Below are 23,113 nucleotides of genomic sequence, written 5' to 3' on the forward strand. Positions count from 1 at the left end.
CGTCCCCATGTTTCGCCAGAGGGAACGCGACCGGCGCGGAAATGAAAAGCCCCAAGGTCGGATCGTCCCGCCGGACAAGCAAAACCCCCGAAAACACGAGGTTTTCGGGGGTTTTGTTTTTGGTGCCCAGGAGAGGACTCGAACCTCCACACCTTGCGGCACACGGACCTGAACCGTGCGCGTCTACCAATTCCGCCACCTGGGCAGGTGGTATGAGCGGCTGATTAAAGCGAGTGCGGGGGGGCGTCAATGGGGGTCGTGAAAGTTTTTCGACAGTTTTTTGCCAAGACCTGCCAAGGCCGTGCGCGAAGCTGCCCGCGACCCTGCGCAGCCTTGCCCGGAACGCGCGTCGGGGGTAAGGATCACGCGACATTCGGCCTATCAGAGGGAGGCGAGACGCCCATGGCGAAACTGGTCACGATCTTTGGCGGATCGGGCTTTGTCGGCCGGCAGGTGGCCCGGCTGATGGCCAAGGAGGGCTGGCGCGTCCGCATAGCCGTCCGCCGCCCCGACGAGGCGCTGTTCACCCGCACCTATGGCGCGGTCGGGCAGGTCGTCCCCGTGATGTGCAACATCCGCGACGAAAACTCCGTCCGGGCTGCCCTGACCGGGGCGGATGCCGCGATCAACTGCGTCAACATCCTGAACGCGCAGGGCAAGAGCACCTTCAAGACCGTGTTCGAGACCGGCGCCGACAACATCGCCCGCCTGTCGGCGGAGATGGGCGTCGCGCGGCTGGTCCACATCTCGGGCCTGGGGATCGATCCCGAATCGGACAGCACGTACATCGCGTCGAAATCGCGGGGCGAGGCCGCGGTGCTGGCCGCGCGTCCCGATGCGGTCGTGCTGCGCCCGTCGGTGATCTTCGGTGCCAACGACAATTTCTACAACCGCTTTGCGGGCATGTCGCGGATGGGGCCGGTGATGCCCATCGTGGGCGGCAACACCCGGATGCAGCCGGTCTTCGTGGGCGACGTCGCCCGCGCGGCGGTGATGGGCGCCACCGGCGCCGCCGCCCCCGGCATCTATGAACTGGGCGGTCCCGAGATCCTGACCACGCGCCAGATCGTGGGGCAGGTGCTGTCCGCCGTCCACCGCCGCCGCGCGGTGGTGAACCTGCCGTTCCCGATCGCGCGACTGGCATCGGCCGCGATGGGCGTGGCGCAGGCGGTCACCGGCGGCCTGTTCACCAGTCCGCTGAGCCGCGACCAGCTGGCCCTGCTGCGCAAGGACAACGTCGTCACGCCCGGCGCCCGCGGTTTCGCGGATCTGGGCATCGTGCCCACGGCGGCCGGGTCCGTTCTGGACGACTATCTGGTGCGCTTCCGCCCGTCGGGCCAGTACGATTCGATCAAGCGGTCGGCCAAGAACCTGCGCGAGCACTGATGGACCACAACACGATCGTCGCCGCCGCCCTCGGGGTTCTCGAGGGCCTGACCGAGTTCATTCCGGTGTCGTCGACGGGCCACCTGCTGCTGGCCGGTCATTTCCTGGGCTTCGATTCGCCCGCCCGGTCCTTCGAGGTACTGATCCAGCTGGGCGCCCTGCTGGCGATCCTGGGCCTTTACGCCGCCCGGCTGGTGCAGGTGGTGCGCGACGCGCCCCACGATCCGGTCGCCCGGCGGTTCATCGGCGCGGTCCTGCTGGCCTTTGCCCCGGCGGCGGTGATCGGCGCGATGGCGCACGGCTTTATCAAGACGGTGCTGTTCGAGACGCCGATGCTGGTCGCGGTCATGCTGATCCTGGGCGGCTTCGTCTTGCTGTGGGTCGACCGCCGCGCCGTCACCCCCCGCTATACCCGGGCCGAGGATATTCCTTTGTCGATGGCCTTCCGCATCGGCCTGTTCCAGTGCCTTGCCATGATCCCCGGCGTGTCGCGGTCGGGGGCCACCATCGTCGGTGCCCTGCTGATGGGCGCGGACAAGCGGTCGGCCGCCGAATTCTCGTTCTTCCTGGCGATGCCCACGATGCTGGGCGCCTTCAGCTTGGACCTGTGGCAGAATCGCGCGGCGCTGGATGCGGGCGCGATCAACGACATCGCCGTGGGCTTCATCACCGCCTTTCTGGCCGCCGTCGTGGTGGTACGCTGGCTGCTTGGTTATGTATCCCAGCACGGATACGGGCTGTTCGCATGGTGGCGCATCATCGTTGGAAGCCTTGCATTGCTGGCGCTTGCACTGGGTATGTAAGCAATGCTGACCTAATATTGCGGGTGTTCGGACAAAAACTTGGTCCGCGCACCGAAAAAGTGGCGATTAGGTCAGTATTGCTGACTTTTCATCGCAAAAGCCTTGGTTTATTGCGGTTGCCGAAGTCCTTTCAGGGAAGGTAGCGCAGCCATGGCCACGCAGAAGATGCTGACATTCGTCTCGACCCCGCGCGAGATGCCCGAAAAACGCGCCGCTGCCGACCGCAGCGAGGATTTCCACGAGATCTATCGCGAATTCGCCGCAGCCAAGGCCGCCGAACAGTCCAGCCGCTGCAGCCAGTGCGGCGTGCCCTATTGCCAGTCGCATTGCCCGTTGCACAACAACATCCCCGACTGGCTGCGTCTGACCGCCGAGGGTCGCCTGGAGGAGGCCTATCGCGTCAGCCAGGCCACCAACACCTTCCCCGAGATCTGCGGCCGCATCTGTCCCCAGGACCGCCTGTGCGAGGGCAACTGCGTGATCGAGCAGTCGGGCCACGGCACCGTCACCATCGGCGCGGTCGAGAAGTACATCACCGACACCGCCTGGGACAACGGCTGGGTCCAGCCCTTCAAGCCCGCGCAGGAGCGTGCCGAATCGGTCGGCATCATCGGGGCCGGGCCGGGCGGCCTGGCCGCGGCGGACATGCTGCGCAAGCAGGGGTTCCAGGTCACGATCTATGACCGCTATGACCGCGCGGGCGGGCTGATGACCTATGGCATCCCCGGCTTCAAGCTGGAGAAGGACGTGGTGATGCGCCGCAACCAGCTGCTGGCGGACAGCGGCGTCGAGTTCGTGCTGAACTGCAACGTGGGCGAGGACATCAGCTTTGACGCGATCCGCGGCAAGCACGATGCGGTGTTGATCGCCACGGGCGTCTACAAGACCCGCGACCTGGACCTGGACAACGCCGATCACGGCGGGATCGTCCGCGCGATCGACTATCTGACCGCCTCGAACAAGGTCGAGTTCGGCGACGATGTTCCCGATTTCGACGACGGAGAGCTGAACGCCAAGGGCAAGCGCGTCGTCGTCATCGGCGGCGGCGACACGGCCATGGATTGCGTGCGCACGGCCATCCGCCAGGGCGCCCAATCGGTCAAGTGCCTGTACCGGCGCGACCGCGCCAACATGCCGGGGAGCCAGCGCGAGGTGCAGAACGCCGAGGAGGAGGGCGTCGAGTTCGTCTGGCTGTCGGCCCCCGGCGCCTTTGCGGGCCACGTGACCGGCATCGCCGCCGAGGCGCAGGAGCGTGACGTCGACGGTCTGCCGCAGATCGCCTCGGTGCGCATCCAGAAGATGCGCCTGGGTCAGCCCGACGTCACCGGCCGCCAGTCGCCCGAGCTGATCGAGGGCGCCGATTACGACGAACCCGCCGACCTGGTCATCAAGGCCCTGGGATTCGAACCCGAGGACCTGCCCAAGCTGTGGGGCGTGGACGGGCTGGAGGTCACGCGGTGGGGCACCATCAAGGCGAACTTCCAGACGCACCAGACCTCGATCCCTGGCGTGTTCGCGGTGGGCGACATCGTGCGCGGCGCCAGCCTGGTCGTCTGGGCGATCCGGGACGGGCGCGAGGCCGCGGACGCGATCGCGACCTTCCTGACGGGCGATGCCCGCATCGCCGCCGAATAGGGGCATGGCGATGGCGCACCACCATGACACGGGGCGTGCAGCGTGCGGACGGCGGCATGGAGCAGCGGCGGCGCGGGCCGTCCCCGCTGTCGGGATCATGTCGGGCCTGTTGACGCTTCTGGTGCTGGCGGGCGGGATGCTGGCGGCGGGGCAGGCGGGGGCGGCCAGCTTCACGCCGCCCGCGGGCTGCACGCTGAACGTCACGGTGCAGAACCGCAGCTGCACCGTCAGCCAGTACTATACCTGCAGTGCCGATCCCGAAGGCTATCAGCACAGCGCCCATTTCGGGCGCGAGGGGCTGTACCACCTGTCCACCATCGACGCCGAGACGCGCTGGATCGAGAGCCAGAGCATGTCGTCCGGCCTGATCGACCGGCTGGTCGAGGAGGCCGACGACCATGCCAGCTTCAGCGAACTGCTGGCCACGGGGCGCGATGATTTCGACTTCTGGACCCAGACCGATGACGGCCAGCGCCTGCACCACCAGGGCGCCGACACCCTGACCGGAGAGACCGTCACGATCGATGGCCAGGCACTGGAACGGACCCGCTTCCGGCTGACCACCCGCGACGCCGGCGGCGAGGTTCTGATCACCCGCGAGGGCAGCCAGTACATCAGCCGCGAGTTCAACCGCTTCTATGGCGGGACCGAGACCGGCAGCGACTGGACCGGCACCAAGACCGAGACCGACGACAGCCCCGTGCTGTTCACCTTTCCCGGCGAGGCCGGGTTCGGTTCCACAACCCCACAATTCGACTGCGATCAGTTGCTGACGCAGATCCCGCAGGAAAGGGCCGCATCATGACCATGGACTGGCAAGCACAGGAAGAAGCCCGCCGCGCATGGATGGACCAGAACAGCCTGTACCGCGAGGAGGACGAGCATTCGTCCTGCGGCGTGGGCTTCGTGGTCGATCTGGACGGCAAGGCCAGCCGCCGGGTCGTGCAGAACGGCATCGACGCGCTGAAGGCCATCTGGCATCGCGGCGCGGTGGACGCGGACGGCAAGACCGGTGACGGCGCGGGCATCCACGTCCAGATCCCGGTGCCGTTCTTCTATGACCAGGTGCGCCGCACGGGACACGAACCCGATCAGAACAAGCTGATCGCGGTCGGCCAGGTGTTCCTGCCGCGCACGAACTTTGCCGCCCAGGAGGCCTGCCGGACCATCGTGGAATCCGAGGTCCTGCGGATGGGGCACTATATCTATGGCTGGCGCCATGTGCCAGTGAACACCGCCGTGCTGGGCGAGAAGGCGAACGCCACCCGCCCCGAGATCGAGCAGATCCTGATCCGCTGCGAGAAGGACATCGACCAGGTCCGCTTCGAGCGCGAGCTGTACATCATCCGCCGCCGCATCGAGAAGGCCGCCATCGCGGCGCAGGTGCGCGAGCTGTATTTCTGTTCGCTGTCCTGCCGGTCGATCATCTACAAGGGCATGATGCTGGCCGAGCAGGTCGCCGAATTCTATCCCGACCTGAAGGACGAGCGGTTTGAATCGGCCTTCGCGATCTATCACCAGCGTTATTCAACCAACACCTTCCCGCAATGGTGGCTGGCCCAGCCTTTCCGCATGCTGGCCCATAACGGCGAGATCAACACGCTGAAGGGCAACCTGAACTGGCTGCGCAGCCACGAGATCCGCATGGCATCGTCGGCCTTCGGCGACGCGGCCGAGGACATCAAGCCGATCGTGCCCGCCGGGTCGTCGGATTCGGCGGCGCTGGATGCGGTGTTCGAGGTTCTGGTGCGGTCCGGGCGGTCCGCGCCGATGACCAAGACGATGCTGGTCCCGGAAAGCTGGTCCAAGGCCACCACCGACATGCCCAAGGCCTGGGCGGACATGTACGCCTATTGCAACGCGGTGATGGAGCCGTGGGACGGCCCCGCGGCGCTGGCCATGACCGACGGGCGTTGGGTCTGCGGCGGTCTGGACCGCAACGGGCTGCGCCCCATGCGCTATGTCGTGACGGGCGACAACCTGCTGATCGCGGGCTCCGAGGTCGGCATGGTCCCGGTGGACGAGACCGGCGTGCGCGAAAAGGGCGCGCTGGGGCCGGGGCAGATGATCGCGGTCGATATGTGGGACGGCAAGCTGTACCACGACACCGATATCAAGGACCGCCTGGCCGGCAGCCAGCCCTTTGGCGAGTGGATCGAGAAGGTCACCGAGCTGAATGACATCATGCGCGACCTGCCCGAGGTGGTGCGGTATCAGGGCGACGCCCTGCGCCGCCGGCAGAGCGCGGCCGGGTTCACCCATGAGGATCTGGAGCATGTCTTGGCCCCCATGGCCGAGGATGCCAAGGAGGCCATCGCGTCGATGGGTGACGACACGCCGCCTGCGGTCCTGTCGAACCAGTACCGCCCGATGAGCCATTTCTTCCGCCAGAACTTCAGCCAGGTGACGAACCCGCCGATCGACAGCCTGCGCGAGACGCGGGTGATGAGCCTCAAGACACGCTTCGGCAACCTCAAGAACGTGCTGGACGAAAGCAGTGCCCAGACCGAGATCGTGGTGCTGGAGAGCCCGTTCATCGCCAACGGCGAATACGATGAGATGGTCAAGATGTTCGGCGACACCGTCACCGTCATCGACTGCACCTTTGCCGAAGGCGCGGGGCCGGACGCCCTGGGTGAGGGTCTGGCACGCATCCGCGCCGAGGCCGAGGATGCCGTGCGGTCGGGCGCGGGCCATCTGGTGCTGTCTGACGACGCGCAGGGCCCTGGTCGGGTCGCGATGCCGATGATCCTGGCGACCAGCGCAGTGCATTCCTGGCTGACCCGCAAGGGCCTGCGGACTTTCTGTTCGGTCAACGTGCGGTCGGCGGAATGCATCGACCCGCATTACTTTGCGGTGCTGATCGGCTGCGGCGCGACGACCGTGAACCCCTATCTGGCGCAGGATTCGATCGACGACCGGATCGCGCGCGGGCTGCTGACCGGGACCCTGGTCGAGAACATGCGCCGCTATCGCACGGCCATCGACGCGGGCCTGCTGAAGATCATGGCCAAGATGGGCATCTCGGTCCTGTCGTCCTATCGGGGCGGTCTGAACTTCGAGGCGGTGGGCCTGTCGCGCGCCATGGTCGCGGAATATTTCCCCGGCATGCAGTCGCGGATCTCGGGCATCGGCCTGCACGGGCTGCAGGCCAAGCTGGAGGCGCTGCACCGGGTCGCCTTCCGCACCGACAACGTGGACATGCTGCCGGTCGGCGGCTTCTACAAGCTGCGGCGGACGGGTGAAAAGCACGCCTGGGAAGCCAATACCATGAAGCTGCTGCAGGTGGCCTGCGAAAAGGCGTCCTATGACATCTGGAAGCAGTTCAGCGCCACGATGCGGACCAACCCGCCGATCCACATCCGCGATCTCTTGGACATCAAGCCCTTCGGCAAGCCGGTGCCGATCGAGGAGGTCGAATCGATCACCTCGATCCGCAAGCGCTTCGTGACGCCGGGCATGTCGCTTGGGGCGCTGTCGCCCGAGGCGCACATGACGCTGAACATCGCGATGAACCGGATCGGCGCAAAGTCCGATTCGGGCGAGGGCGGAGAGGACCCGGCGCACAGCCACCCGCTGCCCAATGGCGACAACCCCTGCGCCAAGATCAAGCAGGTCGCCTCCGGCCGCTTCGGTGTCACCGCCGAATACCTGAACGCCTGCGAGGAGCTGGAGATCAAGGTCGCCCAGGGTGCCAAGCCCGGCGAGGGCGGCCAGCTGCCCGGCATGAAGGTCACCAAGCTGATCGCGCGTCTGCGTCACTCGACGCCGGGCGTGACGCTGATCAGCCCGCCGCCGCACCACGATATCTATAGCATCGAGGATCTGGCGCAGCTGATCTATGACCTCAAGCAGATCAACCCGCGCGCCAAGATCACCGTCAAGCTGGTGGCATCGTCGGGCGTGGGTACCATCGCGGCGGGCGTGGCCAAGGCCAAGGCCGACGTGATCCTGATCAGCGGCCATAACGGCGGCACGGGCGCCTCGCCCGCCACGTCGATCAAGTTCGCGGGTCTTCCGTGGGAGATGGGCCTGACCGAGGCGCATCAGGTCCTGGCCATGAACCGCCTGCGCGAGCGGGTGACGCTGCGCACCGATGGCGGTCTGCGCACGGGCCGCGACATCGTCATGGCGGCGATGATGGGCGCCGAGGAATACGGCATCGGCACCGCCGCGCTGATCGCGATGGGTTGCATCATGGTCCGCCAGTGCCAGTCGAACACCTGCCCGGTGGGCGTCTGCACCCAGGACGAGAAGCTGCGCGCCATGTTCACCGGGTCGGCGGACAAGGTGGTGAACCTGATCACCTTCTATGCCCAGGAGGTGCGCGAGATCCTGGCATCCATCGGCGCGCGGTCGATCGACGAGATCATCGGTCGTGCGGACCTGCTGACCCAGGTCAGCCGTGGTGCGGCGAACCTGGACGATCTGGACCTGAACCCGCTGCTGATCACCGTCGATGGGGCGGACAAGATCGTCTATGACCGCACCAAGCCGCGCAATGCCGTGCTGGACACGCTGGACGCCGAGATCGTCAAGGACGCCGCCCGTTTCTTCGAGGACGGCGAGAAGATGCAGCTGTCCTATGCGGTCCGCAACACCCACCGCACCATCGGGACGCGCACGTCGTCGCTGATCGTGCAGAAGTTCGGGATGCGCAACAACCTGCAGCCCGACCACCTGACGATCCGCCTGACCGGCAGCGCCGGGCAGTCGCTTGGCGCCTTCGCGGCCCCGGGGCTGAAGATCGAGGTCTCGGGCGATGCCAACGACTATGTCGGCAAGGGTCTGTCGGGCGGCACCATCGTGGTGCGGCCGCCGATGGCCAGCCCGCTGGTTGCGGCCGACAACACGATCATCGGCAACACGGTCCTCTATGGCGCGACGAACGGGCATCTGTTCGCGGCGGGCCGGGCGGGCGAACGCTTTGCGGTCCGCAACAGCGGTGCAAGCGTGGTGATCGAGGGCTGCGGGTCGAACGGCTGCGAATACATGACCGGCGGCGTGGCCGTCATTCTGGGCCGGATCGGCGCGAACTTCGGTGCGGGCATGACCGGGGGGATGGCCTATCTGTACGACCCCGAGGGGCTGGCGCGCGACTACATCAACCCGGAAACGCTGGTGATGTGCGCGGTGACCCAGGACCACTGGGAGGATCAGCTGAAGGGCCTGATCGAACGGCACCTCAAGGAGACCGGCTCGCGTCGCGCCGACGAGATCCTGTCGAACTGGGACCGCGAGAAGGGCAATTTCCTGCAGGTCTGCCCCAAGGAGATGCTGCAGCACCTGTCCCACCCCATCGAGGCGGTGGACCAGACCCGCGCGGTTCCCGCGGAATGACATCCGGCGCGGCCCCCTTGCGGGGCCGCGCTGCGTTTCAGGGCCGGGCGGTACAGGTGACGGGGTCCGCGTCCGACATGGCGTCGGTGAACGTCACTTGGTCGCCCTTGGTCCACCATTCCAGCGCCCCGGAGACATAGCGCGCGCCCGATGCCGCGATCACGTTGACGAAGATCCGCGGGCCGTCCTCCAGCGTGACCAGCGCCAAGGCATCGTCCCCCGACGTCACATAGGTCACCGCCACCTGACGCCCGTCGTCGCAATCATGCGTGACGCTGGTCATGGTGGCATCGGGCGCCAGCGGCAGGGACAGCATCGGCTGTGCCAGCGCGGGGGCGGCAAGGGCCAGCAGCAGGGGCAGGATCGGCGCGGCATGTCGGGTCATGGCATCCTCGGGGCGGTTGTTCGCGGGCAGGGTGGCGCGGGGCCGCGCGGCTGGCAAGGTGCGCTTGACGCAAAGCGCCGCACCATGAGACATGCGGGCATGATCCTGCGCCGCGCCCACCCCTCCAAGACCGAACCGGCCCGATCCGCCCGCAGGCGCGGCAGGCCGATGTTCTGGCTGCGCTTTCTGGCGCTGCGGGCGGTGCTGGTGATGCTGGGGTCAGTGGCGATCTATGGCGTCGTGAACCCGCCGCATACCTGGACGATGGTCGGCGCCGCGCGTCAGCACCCGTTGACCCCGCGCGAATGGACGCGGCTGGCGGACATCGCCCCCGTGATGCGCCGCTCGGTGGTCGCGGCCGAGGACGCGAATTTCTGCAGCCACTGGGGTTTCGACATGGTCGAGATCCGCAAGGTGGTCGCGTCGGGGTCGTCGCGGGGGGCGTCCACGATCACCCAGCAGACTGCCAAGAACGCGTTCCTGTGGCAGACGCGCAGCTGGCCGCGCAAGGCCGCCGAAACGATCCTGACGCCGCAGATCGAGGCCTTGTGGTCCAAGGCCCGCATTCTTGAAGTCTATCTGAACCTGGCCGAATTCGGGCCGGGCATCTTCGGCATCCATGCCGCGGCGCGCGACCATTTCGGCACCACCCCCGNCCGGCTGACCCCGGTGCAGGCCGCGCGCCTGGCCGCCGTCCTGCCCAACCCGCGCCAGCGCAGCCCGTCAGGGCCGTCGGCGCGGTCGCGGGCCATCCTGGACGGGGCGGAGACGATCGCGCGGGACGGGCGGGCCGCCTGCTTCTGAGGGCTGCGGTTGAAAGCGGCGGGGTCGGGGCGTATCAACGGGGCGTTGCGACAATAAGAAGAAGGTCTCGAGCAGCCATGAACACCAACACGCAGACCACGCGACTGTACCACACCGCCCTGTCCCCGTTCTGCCGCAAGGTGCGGCTGGTTCTGGCCGAGAAGAAGATCGAGGTCGAACTGGTCGAGGAGCGGTACTGGGAGGGATCGCCCGATCTGAAGCGCCGCAACCCGGCGGGCAAGCTGCCGGTACTGCGCTATCGCGGCAACCTGCTGGCGGAAAGCCAGGCGATCATCGAATACCTGGACGAGGCGGTGCCCGCCCCGTCGTTGATGCCGCAGACCCCGCTGGAGCGCCACGAGGTGCGCCGCCTGTGTGCCTGGTTCGACGACAAGTTCCACACCGAGGTCACCCAGCCCATCCTGAACGAGCGCGTCTGGAAGAAGATCACCCGGTCCGGGTACCCCGACAGCCGCGTGGTCAAGGACGGGCTGCGCGCGGTCAAGGACCACATCGACTACCTGTCGTCCCTGCTGGAGACGCGGCGCTGGCTGGCGGGCAACACGCTGAGCTTGGCGGATTTCACGGCGGCCGCGCATTTCTCGTGCCTGGATTACATCTCGGACGTGGACTGGGACCGGTCCGAGGGTCTGCGCGACTGGTATGCGACCATCAAGTCCCGCCCCGCGTTCCGGTCGGTCCTGGCCGACCAGGTGCCGGGCATCCATCCTGCGCCGCATTATGCCGAGCTTGACTTCGGCTGAGGGCGGGGGGGGCAGCCCCCCATCGCCTGACGGCGATCCCCCCCGGGGTATTTGGGCAAAGCAGAAGGCCCGGATGCAGGCCGAGGCGCGCGCGGTGGGATTTGCCGCGATGGGCGTCATGCGCCCGGACGGCGTGCCGGAACTGGCCGGGCGGCTGGCGGATTTCGTGACCCAGGGGCGGCACGGGCAGATGGGCTGGATGGCCGAACGGATGAGCTGGCGCGGCGATCCGGCGGCGCTGTGGCCCGAGGCGCGGTCGGTGGTGATGCTGGCCGAGCTGTACACCCCCGAGGGCGATCCGCTGGCGGTGCTGGATCAGCGCGACCGCGCCGCCGTCAGCGTCTATGCGCAGGGGCGCGATTACCACGACCTGGTCAAGAAGCGGCTGAAGCGGTTGGGGCGCTGGCTGCTGGAAACGGCGCCCGAGTCGGGGCACCAGATCAAGGTCTTTGTCGACACCGCGCCGGTGATGGAAAAGCCCCTGGCGCAGGCCGCGGGCCTGGGCTGGCAGGGCAAGCACACCAACCTTTTGTCGCGCGATCTGGGCAGCTGGTTCTTTCTGGGCGCGATCTTCACGACCATGCCGCTGCCACCGGACGCGCCGCAGGTCAGTCATTGCGGGTCCTGTCGCGCCTGTCTGGACGTCTGTCCGACCGGGGCCTTTCCTGCGCCCTATCAGCTGGATGCGCGGCGCTGCATCTCCTACCTGACGATCGAGCACAAGGGGCCGGTGGACCCCGACCTGCGGGCGCTGATGGGCAACCGGATCTATGGCTGCGACGACTGCCTGGCGGTCTGTCCGTGGAACAAGTTCGCGCAGGCAGGCTCCGAGATGCGCTATCGGGGGATCATCGATGCGCCGCCTCTGGCGGAGCTGGCGGGACTGGACGACGCGGCGTTCCGGGCGCGGTTTTCGGGGTCGCCGATCAAGCGGATCGGGCGCGACCGCTTTGTCCGGAACGTGCTGTACGCCATCGGAAATTCCGGCGATGCCGCGCTGGCACCCGTGGCGCGGGGGCTGACCGGGGACGCCGATCCGGTCGTGGCCGAGGCCGCGTCCTGGGCCGCGGCGCGGCTGGCGCGCTAGAGCAGGAAGTCGTCGCCGTCCAGCGACAGCCGACCGTCCAGCCGGATCAGCATGTCGGCCTGTCGGTCACCGTTCACGTCGATCAGCAGGTGCGTCTGCTGGCCCACATGCTCCCACCGCAGGGATCGCTGGCCCTGATGCCCGCCCGACCCGGCATAGGCCAGGTTCATCGCGCGCAGGTCCAGCAGATCCTCGCCCGTCCGGAAATCGGTGATCAGGTCGGGGGCACGGCGCGGGCTGTCCATCGCGCCGAAGAACCGGAACGTGTCGCGCCCCATGCCGCCCTGCATCACATCGCCGCCCGTCCCGCCAACCAGGACGTCGTTGCCCGGCCCGCCCAGCATCCGGTCCGCCCCCGGACCACCGCGCAGCAGGTCATTGCCCGGCCCCCCGGACAGCCAGTCATTGCCCACACCCCCGTCCAGCGTGTCGTTGTGCCAGCCGCCGTTCAGGCGGTCGTTGCCCAGCCCGCCGACCAGCCAGTCCGCCCCAATGCCGCCATCCATGACGTCGTCGCCCGCATCCCCGAACATGCGGTCGTTGCCGGCCTCTCCGAACAGGCGGTCTGCCCCCGCGCCGCCGGACATGCGGTCGTTGCCGGCCCCGCCGCGAAGGATGTCATTGCCCAGATCGCCGTTCATCCAGTCGTTGCCGCCGCCGCCCAGCAGGGTGTCGTTGCCCATGCCGCCGGACATGACGTTGTTGCCGCCGCCCCCCATCAGCAGGTCGAACCCCGTGCCGCCGAACATGCGGTCATGCCCGGGGCCGCCGTTCATGCGGTCGTTGCCCGCCCCGCCATCCAGCGTGTCGTCGCCCGCTCCGCCCTGCAGGACGTCATTGCCAACACCGCCGATCAGGCGGTCGCGCCCGATCCCCGCGGTCAGCGTGTCATTGCCCGTGCCGCCGTCCAGCACGTTCCATCCGACCATCGAGATCAACAGGTCGTTGCCGTCCTCTCCGAACAGGCGGTCGTTGCCGGATCCGCCGAACAGGCGGTCGTCGCCCATGCCGCCGAACAGCATGTCATTGCCGCCTTCGCCGTTCAGGACGTCGTTGCCGCCATCGCCGTACAGCGTGTCCCAGCCCCAGCCGCCCCACAACGTGTCCTGGTCATCGCCGCCCCACAGCATGTCATTGCCGTCACCGCCCCACAGCACGTCATGCCCGGCACCGCCCAGCAAGCGGTCGCCCCCCGTCCCGCCGAACAGCGTGTCGTTGCCCTCGCCGCCGTCGAGCTGGTCGTCATCCTCGTTTCCCTCCAGGACATCGTCGCCGACCCCGCCCAGCAGGGTGTCGCGGCCGGTGCCGCCTGACAGGCGGTCTGTGCCGTCGCCCCCCTCCAGGTGGTCGTTGCCCGCCCCGCCGATCAGCAGGTCATCACCGCCATCGCCGAACAGCCGATCGTCGCCATCCCCGCCCAAAAGCGTGTCGCGCCCGTCGCCCGCCTGCAGGCTGTCATGGCCTGCGCCGCCATCCAGGTAGTCGATCCCGGCCCCGGCGATCAGCGTGTCATCACCGTCCCCGCCCAGAAGGCGGTTGTTGCCGGACAGATCCTCCAGCCAGTCGTTGCCCGCCTCTCCGGACAGCACGTCGTTGCCGTCCCCCCCCGACAGCCGATCGTTGCCCGCCCCGCCATACAGCGTGTCGTTGCCCGAATCGCCATGCAGCGTGTCCGTTCCGTCGCCGCCATAGAGCAGGTCGTCGTCATCGTCGCCGTGCAGCAGGTCGTCGCCCGCATCCCCGAACAGCGTGTCGCGGCCCGGGCCGCCATGCAGGCTGTCATAGCCGTCGCCGCCGCGCAGATAGTCGTTGCCCGCCTCTCCGCGCAAGGTGTCGTCGCCCGCACCGCCGGAAACGGTGTCGTTGCCCGCCCCGGCCATGATCTGTTCGCGCCGGGCCCCGCCGATCAGGTGATTGGCGTCCGCCGTACCGAAGATCCACAGCGCCTCGGTCGAGGGGGGCGGCACGGGGGGCGTCACCACGGGGTCGGTCTCGGGCGCCAGATAGTGGCCCACCGGGAAAAGCGCGTTCGAGAAATCGGCCGCGGTCAGGCCGCGCCCGGTGCGGGTGGTGATGTTCAGGATGGTGTCGCCATAGATGATCATCACCCCGTTCGCCGTGGGGATGGAGCGCAGTTGCCAGACACTGCGGATGTTGCCCAGCATCGACATGTCCAGCCGGTCCACCGCGGGGTCATAGTCCAGGATGGTGATCCGCCCGGTCACCCGCGACGGCACGAAGATGTCGGCCCCCGCGCCGCCTACCAGGGTCACCGGGGCCGCGCCCGCGACCATGATGTCGTTGCCGTCGCCCCCCTCGATCCGGGTGGTGGCGGCGCCGGCGACCAGCAGGTCGCCCCCGGTGCCGCCACGCGCGGTGCCCGCCCCCGCCGTGGCCGTGGCCCCGATCGGGCCGGGCTCGAAGACCAGTTGCGTCACGCCCGTCTCGGTCCCGGAACCGACGAACAGCAGGATGCGGCCGTCGATCACCCGCGCCTCGATGTCGGTGACATCGGCCAGGGTCATCGCGTCGGTGTCGATGATGGTGGTCAGGTGCAGCAGCCGCCCGTCGGGCAGCATGGTGAACACGCTGATCCCGTCATCGGCCCCGCCCGCAAAGACGAAGGCCCGCCCGCCCAGGACCACGGTCTCCAGCGCGGTGGCGTTCTGGAACCGGGTCGTCCCTTCGTCCAGGACATGGTCGACGGTGGTCAGCCGCCCGTCGGCGGTCAGGCGGAACACGGTCAGCGTCCCGGACCCCGTCGCCGCCATCACCACATAGGTGCGGCCGCCGAACTGCACCGCGTCCACGTCGGATGGCACGTCATAGCCGGTGCCGCGGTCCGCCCCGTGCACCATGCCCGGCGTCAGCGCGCCCGACGCCGATACCAGATGCGTCGCGATGAAGTTCCCGTTCCCCGAGATCGAGATCAGGATCCGCTGTCCGTCCACGCTGACATCGGTGATCTTGTCCAGGTTCGCGTCGGTCGTGCCCGCCGGGGTGGCGATGGTGGCCTGGCCTGCCCGGACCAGCGCGCCGTCCGCGCCCATCCGGTGGGTGGTCAGCGTCAGCCCGCCGCCCTGCGCCGAATACAGCACCTGCGCCTGGCCCGTGTCCACCTGGCCCAAGGCCGTCACCTGCGGACCCAGGCTGGTGCCGAACAGCCAGCCAAAGGTCGACATCGCCCCGATGTCGCCGCGCAGCGTCACGCCCAGGTTGCTGGCCCCGCCCATCTGGCCCACATGGATCAGCGTGTCGCCACCCATGTGGATCGCGGTGATCTGCGGCGGTCCCTGATAGGNGAAGTCGGCCAGATAGGGGCGGGTGCGCAGCATGGTGATGGGGGCCGCGGGGTCGCTGATCGCATAGGTGCTGATCCCGCCCCGGACCTGGTTCGCCGCCACCAGCAGCAGGCGGCCGTCGGCCTCGACGATCTCGAGGTCGGTCAGATTGGACAGCCAGCGTTGTTCCGTGACGCCAAAGGTCGTCACGTGGCGATACACGATCATGGCAATACTGCGGGTTGTCCGGCCATCGGCGCCGGGAACAGGGGGCAGGTGTTAAGATGGTCTTAACCGCGCCGCCTGGCCAGTCTTGCTTGACGTGCATTTTAGGCAAAGGCCCGCGCCGGGGCGGGAACCCTCAGGCGGGCAGCGCCAGCGGCCCATAGAGGATCAGCCCCGGCTGGCTGGCCGGCCCGTCGCGCGACAGAAGATCGGCCAGCGACGACACCGTTCCGGGCAGCAGGCGCTGGCCGGGATGGCCAACGGCCTCGGCCAGCAGGGCGGGGGTGTCGGGGGGCAGGCCGTGGTCGATCAGCCCCTGTGCCATCTTGGGAAAGCTGCGCTGGCCCATGAACACCACGGTCGTGGTCAGCGGGTCGGCCAGCGCGGCCCAGTTGATGTCGCCGGGCAGCTGGCCGGTGATGTCGGCACCGGTCACGAACTGCACCCGCCGCGCGGTCAGGCGCCGGGTCAGCGGCATGCCCATCGCCGCCGCTGCGGCACTGGCCGAGGTGACGCCGGGCACGATCTCCCACGGGATGCCGGCGGCGGTCAGGGCCACCAGCTCCTCCTCCAGCCGGCCGAAGATGCCGCTGTCGCCCGACTTCAGGCGCACGACGCGGCGCCCGGCCTGCGCATGCTGCACGATCAGCGCGTTCACGGCGTCCTGCTTGGCCGACGGGCGGCCCGCCCGCTTGCCCACGGCGATCAGGTCGGCCTGCGGACCCGCATGGTCCAGCACCGGTCCCGATGCCAGGTCGTCGAACAGCACCACGTCGGCATGGGCCAGCCTGCGCGCGGCCTTCAGCGTCAGCAGGTCGGGATCGCCCGGACCCGCCGAGACAAGCGAGACGAAGCCGGGGGGAAAGCTGGGATCGGACAAGGGCTGTGGGCCTTATGGGCGGGCGGGGTTTCAGCTATACCACCCCGGCCCGGTGTGACAATGCCGCGCGTTTTCTTTGCGCGCGGCACGGGCGATGAAACCATATCGCCGCTGGCGCGTGATCATCCGGGCATCAAGGGAGAATGCGATGACGGTCATCTGTTGGTTCAGGCGGGTTCTGCGGCTGGACGACCACCCGGCGCTGGTCGCGGCCGCCGCCGCGGGCGCGGTGATCCCGCTGGTGATCCTGGACCCGCGCGAGGCAAGCGACCGGCCCGCCAGCGCGCAGCGCCAAGCGATGGCGCTGGCGCCGCTGGACCGCGCGCTGCGCAAGATCGGCAGCCGGCTGATCGTGCGGCGGGGTGATCCGGCCAGGGTGCTGGAACAGGTCCTGAACGATACCGGGGCCGATGCGGTGCACACGACGGTGGGGTTTCCCTTCGCCTCAGACGACGGTCTGGCAGAGGTGGTCGAACGCGGCGGGGCGCGGCTGCATCTGCACGACCTGGCCGATCTGGTGCCGCGGGGGTCGGTGCTGACCGGGTCGGGCGGGGTCTACAAGGTCTTCTCTCCGTTCTGGAAGGCGGTGCGCCAGGTGGACATCGCGCCGCCCCTGGCGCCACCGTCGCTGTCCGCACCCGATGCCTGGCCCGACAGCGACGGCACCGACTGGCCCGAGGCCCGCGCTGCGATGGACCGGGGCTGGGATGTCATGGCCGCCCATGTCCGCGCCGGAGAGGAGGAGGCCCATGCCCGGCTGGAGGAGTTCATGTCGGGTGACGTCGCAGGCTACAAGCAGGACCGCAACCATCCCTGGCGTCCCCAGGCCACGTCGGGCCTGTCCGATGCGCTGGCCGTCGGAGAGATCAGCGCCCGGCGCATCTGGTCGCGCTGCCGCGGAGAGTTCGAGCAGGGCATTCCGGGGATCGAGCCGTTCCTGTCCGAGGTCTGCTGGCGCGAGTTCGCGCGCGAGCTGATGTTCGAGACGCCCGACATGGACCGCAGCTGCTGGCGCAAGGAGTGGAACGACTTTCCCTGGCGCGCCGACAATGACGACGCCGAGGCCTGGCGGCGGGGCCGCACCGGCGTGCCCATCGTCGATGCCGGGATGAGAGAGCTGTACGTCACGGGGCGGATGCACAACCGCGTGCGGATGATCACCGCCAGCTATCTGACGAAACATCTGCTGACCGACTGGCGCGTGGGGCTTGCGTGGTTCGAACATTGCCTGGCCGATTGGGACGCGGCGTCAAACGCCATGAACTGGCAATGGGTGGCGGGCTGCGGGCCGGATGCCTCGCCCTATTTCCGGATCTTCAATCCGGAGACGCAGGCCGAGAAGTTCGACGGCAAGAGCCAGTACCAGGACCACTGGATGCGCCCCGACGCGTCCGGCGCGCGGGAATTCGCGGCGGCCATTCCGCGGGCCTGGGACCTGGACCTGACGAAACGCGCTATGCCGCGGATCTCGCTGGCCGAGGGCCGCGCCCGCGCCCTGACGGCCTATGAGGAGGTGAAATCGTGACGCGCGCGCTGATCCTGGGGGCGACGGGCGGCATCGGGCGGGCGCTGTCCGCGCGGCTGGAGGCGCAGGGGGCGCAGGTCACGGGCCTGTCGCGATCCGCCGACGGGATGGACCTGACACGGCCCGGAACGGTCGCGGAACACGCCGCGCGGCTGGCGGGGCAGTCCTTTGATCTGATCGTGAACACGACGGGCGCGCTGGTCATCGACGGGCACCAGCCGGAAAAGTCGCTGGACGCGGTCGATGCGGACGCCATGGCACGACAGTTCGCGCTGAACGCCACCGGGGTCGCGCTGGCGATCCAGGCCTTTGGTCCGCTGCTGGCGCGGGACCGGCGGGCGGTGTTCGCGTCGCTGTCGGCGCGCGTGGGCTCGATCGGCGATAACGATCTGGGCGGCTGGATTGGCTATCGCGCGGCCAAGGCGGCGCAGAACCAGATCATCCGCACCGCATCCATCGAATACCGCCGCCGCAATCGGCACGCGATCCTGGTCGCGTTGCATCCTGGCACGGTCGAGACGCCGCTGACCGCGAAATACGCCTCCCGCTATCCAACCATCACCCCCGACCGCAGCGCCGAGGCGTTGCTGGCGGTGATCGACGGGCTGACGACCGACGATACCGGCAGCTTCTGGGACTGGAAGGGCGCGCGGGTGCCGTGGTGATCAGGTCAGATAGGGCGACGCGGCGCCCATGATCTGACGCCCGCCCGGCTTGACGAACGACCCCCAGGTGCCCGCGATGCGGCCATGCGGGTCCAGCAGCACCTTGTTGAAGTTCCACTGCGGCACGAACCCCGTCTGCGCCCGCGCCCAGGCATAGAACGGGTGCACGTCCCGCTTGGCCACGTGCAGGATGTCGGTCATCGGCAGGGTCAGGCCATATTGCAGCTCGCAATATTCCTTGGCCTCGGCGCCGCTGGCCAATTCCTGGTTGAAATCGTCCGACGGCACGGCCAGCACCACCAGCCCGCGTGGGGCATAGGCATCGTGCAGCGCCTGCATGTCGGCCAGCTGGCCTGCAAAGCCGCACATCGACGCGGTGTTGACGACCAGAACCGGGCTGCCGCGCCACTGCGCGGTGTCATAGCTGCCCCCGTCGACGGACGGAAAGGTGAAATGCGGCACGTCCTCTGCCCGCGCGCGGGTCAGGCCCAGGGCGGGCAGGGCGGTGGCAAGGGACAGGAAAAGGCGGCGTCTCATGGGCTTTCTCCTTGGGTGCGGGTCAACTCATCGGGCGGTGGCAAGGCGACCCGCCAGCGCGGCGGCGCCAAGGGTTGCGATCAGGATCACGGGCCAGTTTCCGGCGCCCCAGTTGGCGACGACAATCCCGGCCAGCGCCCAGATCACCGCCGCGGAATAGGCCCATTCGCGCGGGCGCAGTGACTGGACCGCCAGCGCCAACGCGCTGACCGCGATCAGACACAGGATCGCGGCGGTCTGGGCCGACAGCCAGCCGTGGCCGCCCAGCCAGATCCCCACCGACACGCCCGACGCCGCCGTCAACCAGCCCGCGTAAAGCGCGATGGGCCGCCCCTCCAGCCAGCGGTCGCGGCGACCGGCCCAGATCATCGCGACGATGGCGCTGACCAGCATCGCGATGATCATCAGCGTGGCCAGCCCCGGCAGGCGCTGCGCCACCGGCAACCAGAAGAAACCGATGACCAGGCTGACCAGCAGCGGCGCCCGCAGCGGCAGCCAGCCCTCGTCGTCGGCACGGCGCCACAGGCCGAAGGCAGCGCCGGCGATCAGCCACAGATAGATCAGGCCCCAGATCGAGAAGGCCCAGCCCGCGGGCTGGATCGGCGGGTCCGGCTGGGGAATCGGAAAGCGGTCGGGGTCGTAGCCCGCAAAGCCCGGGAACAGCAGCGGAGAGACGGCAAAGGCCACCGCCGCCAGCAGGACCAGAAGGGCAAGGGTGCGGTTCGGCATGGGCAGGGCTTTCGGCTGGGGCGCGGGGTGCAGGTTGGCGCGTTGTGCGCGTTTGTCAACGTGCAGGGTGGCGCGGCGGTTGCCATGGGCGCGCGTTCGCGCCATGGATAGGGCCCCCGCATCCCGGCGCGACACCGCGCCGCAGCCCGATGGCCCGTGCAGACGATGAAGCTCAAGGATTTCGCCAAGCTGGTGGGCATGTCCGCGACCACGGTCAGCCGTGCCCTGAACGGCCACCCCGAGGTGAACGAGGCGACCCGCGCCCGCCTTGTCGCCGCCGCCCGCCAGCACGGCTATCAGCCCAACGCCCATGCGCGCTTTCTGGCGATGGGCCATGCCAGCACCATCGGCTGCGTGATCCCCATCGGCGGCCGGAACGAGATCGTGAACCCGATCTATGCCGATTTCCTGGCCGGGGTCGGCGAGGAATGCGCCCGCCGCCGGTTCGAGATCAACCTGACCGTCGTCCCCGAGGAGGATCAGCCCGACGCCTATCGCGCGCTGTCGTCCAAAGGTCTGATCGGGGGCGTGATCGTGCAGTTCCCGCGCCATGACGACCCGCGCCCCGCGCTGCTGGATCGGATCGGACTGCCTTATGTCGTGCATGGGCGGGTGACCGGGCATGACGGTCCCTACAGCTGGGTGGACGTGAACAACCTGCGGGCCTTTGAACGCGGGACGGGGTTCCTGCTGCAGCTTGGTCATCTGCGCATCGCGCTGCTGAACGGGGACGAACGGCTGGATTTCGCGCGCCGCCGCCGCGACGGATACCTGCGCGCGCTGCGCGATGCGGGCCATGCGCCGCGGCCCGCGCTGATGACCACCGGAGAGATGACGGCCGCCTATGGCTATGCCCAGGCCCGCGCCCTGCTGGCGGGCCCCGAGGCGCCGACCGCGTTCCTGTGCGCGGCCACGATGATCGCAACCGGCGTGCGCCAGGCGATCGAGGAGCGGGGGCTGGTCCTGGGCCACGACGTGTCGGTACTGACCTTCGATGACGACCTGTCCTACTACGCGAACCGCGATGCGGTGCCGGTGTTCAGCGCCATGCGGTCGCCGGTGCGAGTGGCAGGGGCGCGCTGTGCGGCGCTGCTGATCGACCGGATCACCGGCGGACCCGGTGATCCGGTGCAGGAGCTGCTGGAGGCCGAACTGGTCGTCGGCCGGTCCACCGCGCCGCCGGCCTAGGGCATCGCCCCGTCGCCCGTCCGGGGCATCGCCGCGCGCAGGGCCGCGTCATGGCCGAACCCCAGGATCTGCCCCTCGGCCGCCGGATCGGTGATGCGGGGGTCGGGGGCCAGCATCGGCACGAGCGCGTCGCGGTCGTCCAGCGCGCGCAGCGTGTGGGCCAGCAGCCCCACCTGCGCCGCGTCCAGGCAGGGCCAGCCCGCAACATCCAGCCGCCCCAGCATCGAGGGATAGACCTCGGCCAGCACCAGTTCCGCGTCCTGCCATGGCTGGAACGGCCAGACTGCCGTGCCCGCCCGCTGGCGCAGGCGGTTCAGCCAGGGGATGCCCGTCAGGCTCTGCGCGCCGACCGCGCCCGCGCCGGCCAGCTGAAAGGGCGATTTCGGGCGCGGGCCTCCGGGAATTGGGGTTTCCGTCACGCGGTGCGGTGCCAGGTCGGGATGGGGCGGGGGCCTCAGCCGCGGCAGGTCCGGCGTGGGCAGCCGCCGCCCGTCCCCCCAGAAGACCGGCGCATCCAGCGCCCGGTTCAGCCCCGCCGCCACGTCACGATAGTTACTGCAGTTGCGCGCGTCGTCGCTGTGCTGCGCGTCCAGATGGTCCCACAGCGCCAGCGCATCGGCCCGCCCGGTGATCTGGCGCGCCAGCCCCGACGGATGGCCAAAGGCGAAATCCGCCCCGATCAGCAGCCGCGTTCCCCGTTCGGCCAATTCCTGCAGCAGGTGGTGGGCCTCCATCCGGGTCGGCGGGTTGGCCAGCAGGCCGCGGTCGTCACCGATCCAGATCGAATCGGCCCCTCGTGTCGGGCGTCCCGCCGCCGACCAGTCCAGGACCACGATCCGGTCAAAGCGCGGCAAGACGCGCCTCGGCCAGGGCCAGGTCGGCGGGGGTGTTGATGTTGGCAAAGACCGCGTCCGGCCAGACTGCGCGCCCCGGCTGATGGCGTTCGGCAAAGCGGCGGACGCGGCGCTGATCCGCGGCCAGCGTCGCGGCCAGATCGTCGCGCAGTGCCACGGGCCACAGCCCGAAGGTCGGATGTTCGCGCGGCCCCTGCGGATCGTCGCCCGCTGCCAGCGCAAGCCCCATGGGCCCCCGCGCCGCCCACAGCCGCGCCACCAGGTCCGGTGGCAGGAAGGGCGAATCGCCCGGCACGGTCAGCACATGCGCGGCCCCCAGGTCCCGCGCCCAATCCATCGCCACCAGCACCCCCGCCAACGGCCCGGGGCGGTCGGGCAGGCTGTCGGGCAGCACGGGCAGACCGAACCGGGCAAAGCGCGCCGGATCGCCGTTGGCGTTCAGCGCCAGCGGCCCGGCCTGCGGGCGCAGGCGGTCCAGCACATGCGCCAGCATCGGCCTCCCGGCCAGCGCCATCAGGGGCTTGTCACCGCCGCCCATGCGGGTCGCGCGGCCTCCGGCAAGGATCAGGGCGGGGATGCGGGGGGGTGATGTCATGGCGCGACTGTGGCCCCGCCGCATCGGCGGCACAAGGCATCACCGCGTTTCCAATAGTTGACAGTTTTGCTTGGTGGGCCGATAACCCCCCGGACCGCCGCAGGCCCGACGCCCTTTCGCGCCCGCCTGCCCGACACCAACTGGATGCAAGGACCGCCATGACCCATCTGCCCAGACAGCCGCTTCGCGCGGGGCTTGCCGCATTTCTGGTCGCCGCGACGCTGGCCGGTGCAGGCCTGGCCCAGGATGTGCCGACGACCCAGGGCCAGCCAGAGGCTGCAGTTCCTGCCGCCCCGCAACCCGCCGCCGACGGGGCCGCACCGGCGGCTGCGCCCGACGCCGCGGCGGCCGCGGCCGTCCCCGACGCCGCGACCCCGGATGACTCTGCGGCGGGCGTGCAAGCCACGTCCCCCGCGCAGCCTGCCGCGCC

General features: G+C 69.0%; 19 protein-coding genes and 1 tRNA gene. 12 read left to right on the forward strand and 8 right to left on the reverse strand.

What is annotated here, in order from left to right; translation table 11 throughout:
• Nucleotides 1-120: 120 nt before the first annotated feature.
• Nucleotides 121-205 (reverse strand) — tRNA-Leu (locus GBO37_RS16225).
• Between the two features lie 197 nt (nt 206-402).
• Between GBO37_RS16225 and GBO37_RS16230 the strand changes: the two genes are divergently transcribed.
• The 5 genes from GBO37_RS16230 to gltB all read left to right on the forward strand — a co-directional run bounded on the left by GBO37_RS16230 (nt 403) and on the right by gltB (nt 9,164).
• Entirely contained in the window at nt 403-1,386 is a 984-nt protein-coding gene (locus GBO37_RS16230; protein WP_252930017.1) for a complex I NDUFA9 subunit family protein, read from the forward strand.
• Complete coding sequence (locus GBO37_RS16235; protein WP_371927607.1) at nt 1,386-2,189, forward strand: undecaprenyl-diphosphate phosphatase; 804 nt, start codon at nt 1,386-1,388, stop codon at nt 2,187-2,189. The genes GBO37_RS16230 and GBO37_RS16235 overlap by 1 nt, the downstream gene beginning before the upstream one ends.
• Before the next feature lie 150 nt (nt 2,190-2,339).
• Nucleotides 2,340-3,824, forward strand: a complete 1,485-nt coding sequence (locus tag GBO37_RS16240; protein ID WP_045982537.1) for an NAD(P)-dependent oxidoreductase — start codon at nt 2,340-2,342, stop codon at nt 3,822-3,824.
• A 97-nt stretch (nt 3,825-3,921) separates the two neighbouring features.
• Nucleotides 3,922-4,629, forward strand: a complete 708-nt coding sequence (locus GBO37_RS16245) for a hypothetical protein (RefSeq protein ID WP_252930018.1) — start codon at nt 3,922-3,924, stop codon at nt 4,627-4,629.
• Nucleotides 4,630-4,631: 2 nt separating this feature from the next.
• Nucleotides 4,632-9,164, forward strand: coding sequence for a glutamate synthase large subunit (gene gltB, locus GBO37_RS16250; RefSeq protein ID WP_164871460.1), 4,533 nt, complete (start codon nt 4,632-4,634; stop codon nt 9,162-9,164).
• Between the two features lie 37 nt (nt 9,165-9,201).
• On the opposite strand, the gene GBO37_RS16255 is transcribed toward gltB, so the two are convergent.
• Nucleotides 9,202-9,642 carry an MliC family protein gene (locus GBO37_RS16255; RefSeq protein ID WP_148910867.1) on the reverse strand — a complete coding sequence of 147 codons (441 nt, stop codon included), beginning with the start codon at nt 9,640-9,642 and terminating at the stop codon, nt 9,202-9,204.
• Between GBO37_RS16255 and mtgA the strand changes: the two genes are divergently transcribed.
• The 3 genes from mtgA to queG all read left to right on the forward strand — a co-directional run bounded on the left by mtgA (nt 9,634) and on the right by queG (nt 12,204).
• On the forward strand, nt 9,634-10,353 hold the full coding sequence (gene mtgA / locus GBO37_RS16260) for a monofunctional biosynthetic peptidoglycan transglycosylase (protein ID WP_252930019.1): 720 nt from the start codon (nt 9,634-9,636) through the stop codon (nt 10,351-10,353). The two genes, GBO37_RS16255 and mtgA, sit on opposite strands and share 9 nt — an antisense overlap.
• A gap of 77 nt (nt 10,354-10,430) precedes the next feature.
• A complete protein-coding gene (locus GBO37_RS16265; RefSeq protein ID WP_045982541.1) occupies nt 10,431-11,117 on the forward strand; it encodes a glutathione S-transferase family protein in 687 nt (228 codons plus the stop codon).
• 73 nt (nt 11,118-11,190) lie between these two features.
• Nucleotides 11,191-12,204, forward strand: a complete 1,014-nt coding sequence (gene queG / locus GBO37_RS16270) for a tRNA epoxyqueuosine(34) reductase QueG (RefSeq protein ID WP_252930020.1) — start codon at nt 11,191-11,193, stop codon at nt 12,202-12,204.
• Here the strand turns inward: queG and GBO37_RS16275 are convergent.
• Both GBO37_RS16275 and cobA read right to left on the reverse strand, forming a co-directional pair.
• A complete protein-coding gene (locus GBO37_RS16275; protein ID WP_252930021.1) occupies nt 12,201-15,713 on the reverse strand; it encodes a calcium-binding protein in 3,513 nt (1,170 codons plus the stop codon). The two genes, queG and GBO37_RS16275, sit on opposite strands and share 4 nt — an antisense overlap.
• 133 nt (nt 15,714-15,846) lie before the next feature.
• Nucleotides 15,847-16,590 (reverse strand): uroporphyrinogen-III C-methyltransferase, encoded by a 744-nt coding sequence (gene cobA, locus GBO37_RS16280; RefSeq protein ID WP_139598974.1) that lies wholly within the window; start codon nt 16,588-16,590, stop codon nt 15,847-15,849.
• A 148-nt stretch (nt 16,591-16,738) separates the two neighbouring features.
• Between cobA and GBO37_RS16285 the strand changes: the two genes are divergently transcribed.
• Nucleotides 16,739-18,115, forward strand: coding sequence for a deoxyribodipyrimidine photo-lyase (locus GBO37_RS16285; protein ID WP_252930022.1), 1,377 nt, complete (start codon nt 16,739-16,741; stop codon nt 18,113-18,115).
• The gene (locus GBO37_RS16290) at nt 18,112-18,780 is read left to right on the forward strand and encodes an SDR family NAD(P)-dependent oxidoreductase (RefSeq protein ID WP_252930023.1); all 669 of its coding nucleotides are present in this window, start codon (nt 18,112-18,114) and stop codon (nt 18,778-18,780) included. Before GBO37_RS16285 ends, GBO37_RS16290 begins: the two co-directional genes overlap by 4 nt.
• Here GBO37_RS16290 and GBO37_RS16295 read toward each other — a convergent pair whose 3' ends face one another.
• Entirely contained in the window at nt 18,781-19,317 is a 537-nt protein-coding gene (locus tag GBO37_RS16295; protein WP_252930024.1) for a glutathione peroxidase, read from the reverse strand.
• A 27-nt stretch (nt 19,318-19,344) separates the two neighbouring features.
• A complete protein-coding gene (locus GBO37_RS16300; protein WP_371927610.1) occupies nt 19,345-20,151 on the reverse strand; it encodes a tryptophan-rich sensory protein in 807 nt (268 codons plus the stop codon).
• Nucleotides 20,152-20,211: 60 nt separating this feature from the next.
• Here GBO37_RS16300 and GBO37_RS16305 point away from each other — a divergent pair, with 60 nt between their 5' ends.
• Nucleotides 20,212-21,234: a LacI family DNA-binding transcriptional regulator gene (locus GBO37_RS16305; RefSeq protein ID WP_252930031.1), complete on the forward strand. Its 1,023-nt coding sequence runs from the start codon at nt 20,212-20,214 to the stop codon at nt 21,232-21,234.
• Here GBO37_RS16305 and GBO37_RS16310 read toward each other — a convergent pair.
• Nucleotides 21,231-22,088, reverse strand: a complete 858-nt coding sequence (locus tag GBO37_RS16310; RefSeq protein WP_252930025.1) for a hypothetical protein — start codon at nt 22,086-22,088, stop codon at nt 21,231-21,233. The genes GBO37_RS16305 and GBO37_RS16310 overlap by 4 nt on opposite strands.
• Nucleotides 22,075-22,683, reverse strand: a complete 609-nt coding sequence (gene mobA / locus GBO37_RS16315; RefSeq protein WP_252930026.1) for a molybdenum cofactor guanylyltransferase MobA — start codon at nt 22,681-22,683, stop codon at nt 22,075-22,077. The genes GBO37_RS16310 and mobA overlap by 14 nt, the downstream gene beginning before the upstream one ends.
• A gap of 158 nt (nt 22,684-22,841) precedes the next feature.
• Here mobA and GBO37_RS16320 point away from each other — a divergent pair.
• The coding region (locus GBO37_RS16320; protein ID WP_371927611.1) for a hypothetical protein at nt 22,842-23,113 on the forward strand (272 nt) is incomplete at its 3' end.

Source organism: Paracoccus sp. 08, assembly GCF_024105395.1.
Classification (GTDB): domain Bacteria; phylum Pseudomonadota; class Alphaproteobacteria; order Rhodobacterales; family Rhodobacteraceae; genus Paracoccus; species Paracoccus marcusii.

Coding starts and splice junctions, on each gene's coding strand:
- GBO37_RS16265 (WP_045982541.1), top strand. CDS start 10,431: ATGAACACCAACACGCAGACCACGCGACTGTACCACACCGCCCTGTCC.
- mobA (WP_252930026.1), bottom strand. CDS start 22,683: ATGACATCACCCCCCCGCATCCCCGCCCTGATCCTTGCCGGAGGCCGC.
- GBO37_RS16255 (WP_148910867.1), bottom strand. CDS start 9,642: ATGTCTCATGGTGCGGCGCTTTGCGTCAAGCGCACCTTGCCAGCCGCG.
- GBO37_RS16240 (WP_045982537.1), top strand. CDS start 2,340: ATGGCCACGCAGAAGATGCTGACATTCGTCTCGACCCCGCGCGAGATG.
- GBO37_RS16305 (WP_252930031.1), top strand. CDS start 20,212: ATGAAGCTCAAGGATTTCGCCAAGCTGGTGGGCATGTCCGCGACCACG.
- queG (WP_252930020.1), top strand. CDS start 11,191: ATGCAGGCCGAGGCGCGCGCGGTGGGATTTGCCGCGATGGGCGTCATG.
- GBO37_RS16235 (WP_371927607.1), top strand. CDS start 1,386: ATGGACCACAACACGATCGTCGCCGCCGCCCTCGGGGTTCTCGAGGGC.
- GBO37_RS16285 (WP_252930022.1), top strand. CDS start 16,739: ATGACGGTCATCTGTTGGTTCAGGCGGGTTCTGCGGCTGGACGACCAC.
- GBO37_RS16300 (WP_371927610.1), bottom strand. CDS start 20,151: ATGGCGCGAACGCGCGCCCATGGCAACCGCCGCGCCACCCTGCACGTT.
- GBO37_RS16245 (WP_252930018.1), top strand. CDS start 3,922: ATGTCGGGCCTGTTGACGCTTCTGGTGCTGGCGGGCGGGATGCTGGCG.
- GBO37_RS16230 (WP_252930017.1), top strand. CDS start 403: ATGGCGAAACTGGTCACGATCTTTGGCGGATCGGGCTTTGTCGGCCGG.
- gltB (WP_164871460.1), top strand. CDS start 4,632: ATGGACTGGCAAGCACAGGAAGAAGCCCGCCGCGCATGGATGGACCAG.
- GBO37_RS16295 (WP_252930024.1), bottom strand. CDS start 19,317: ATGAGACGCCGCCTTTTCCTGTCCCTTGCCACCGCCCTGCCCGCCCTG.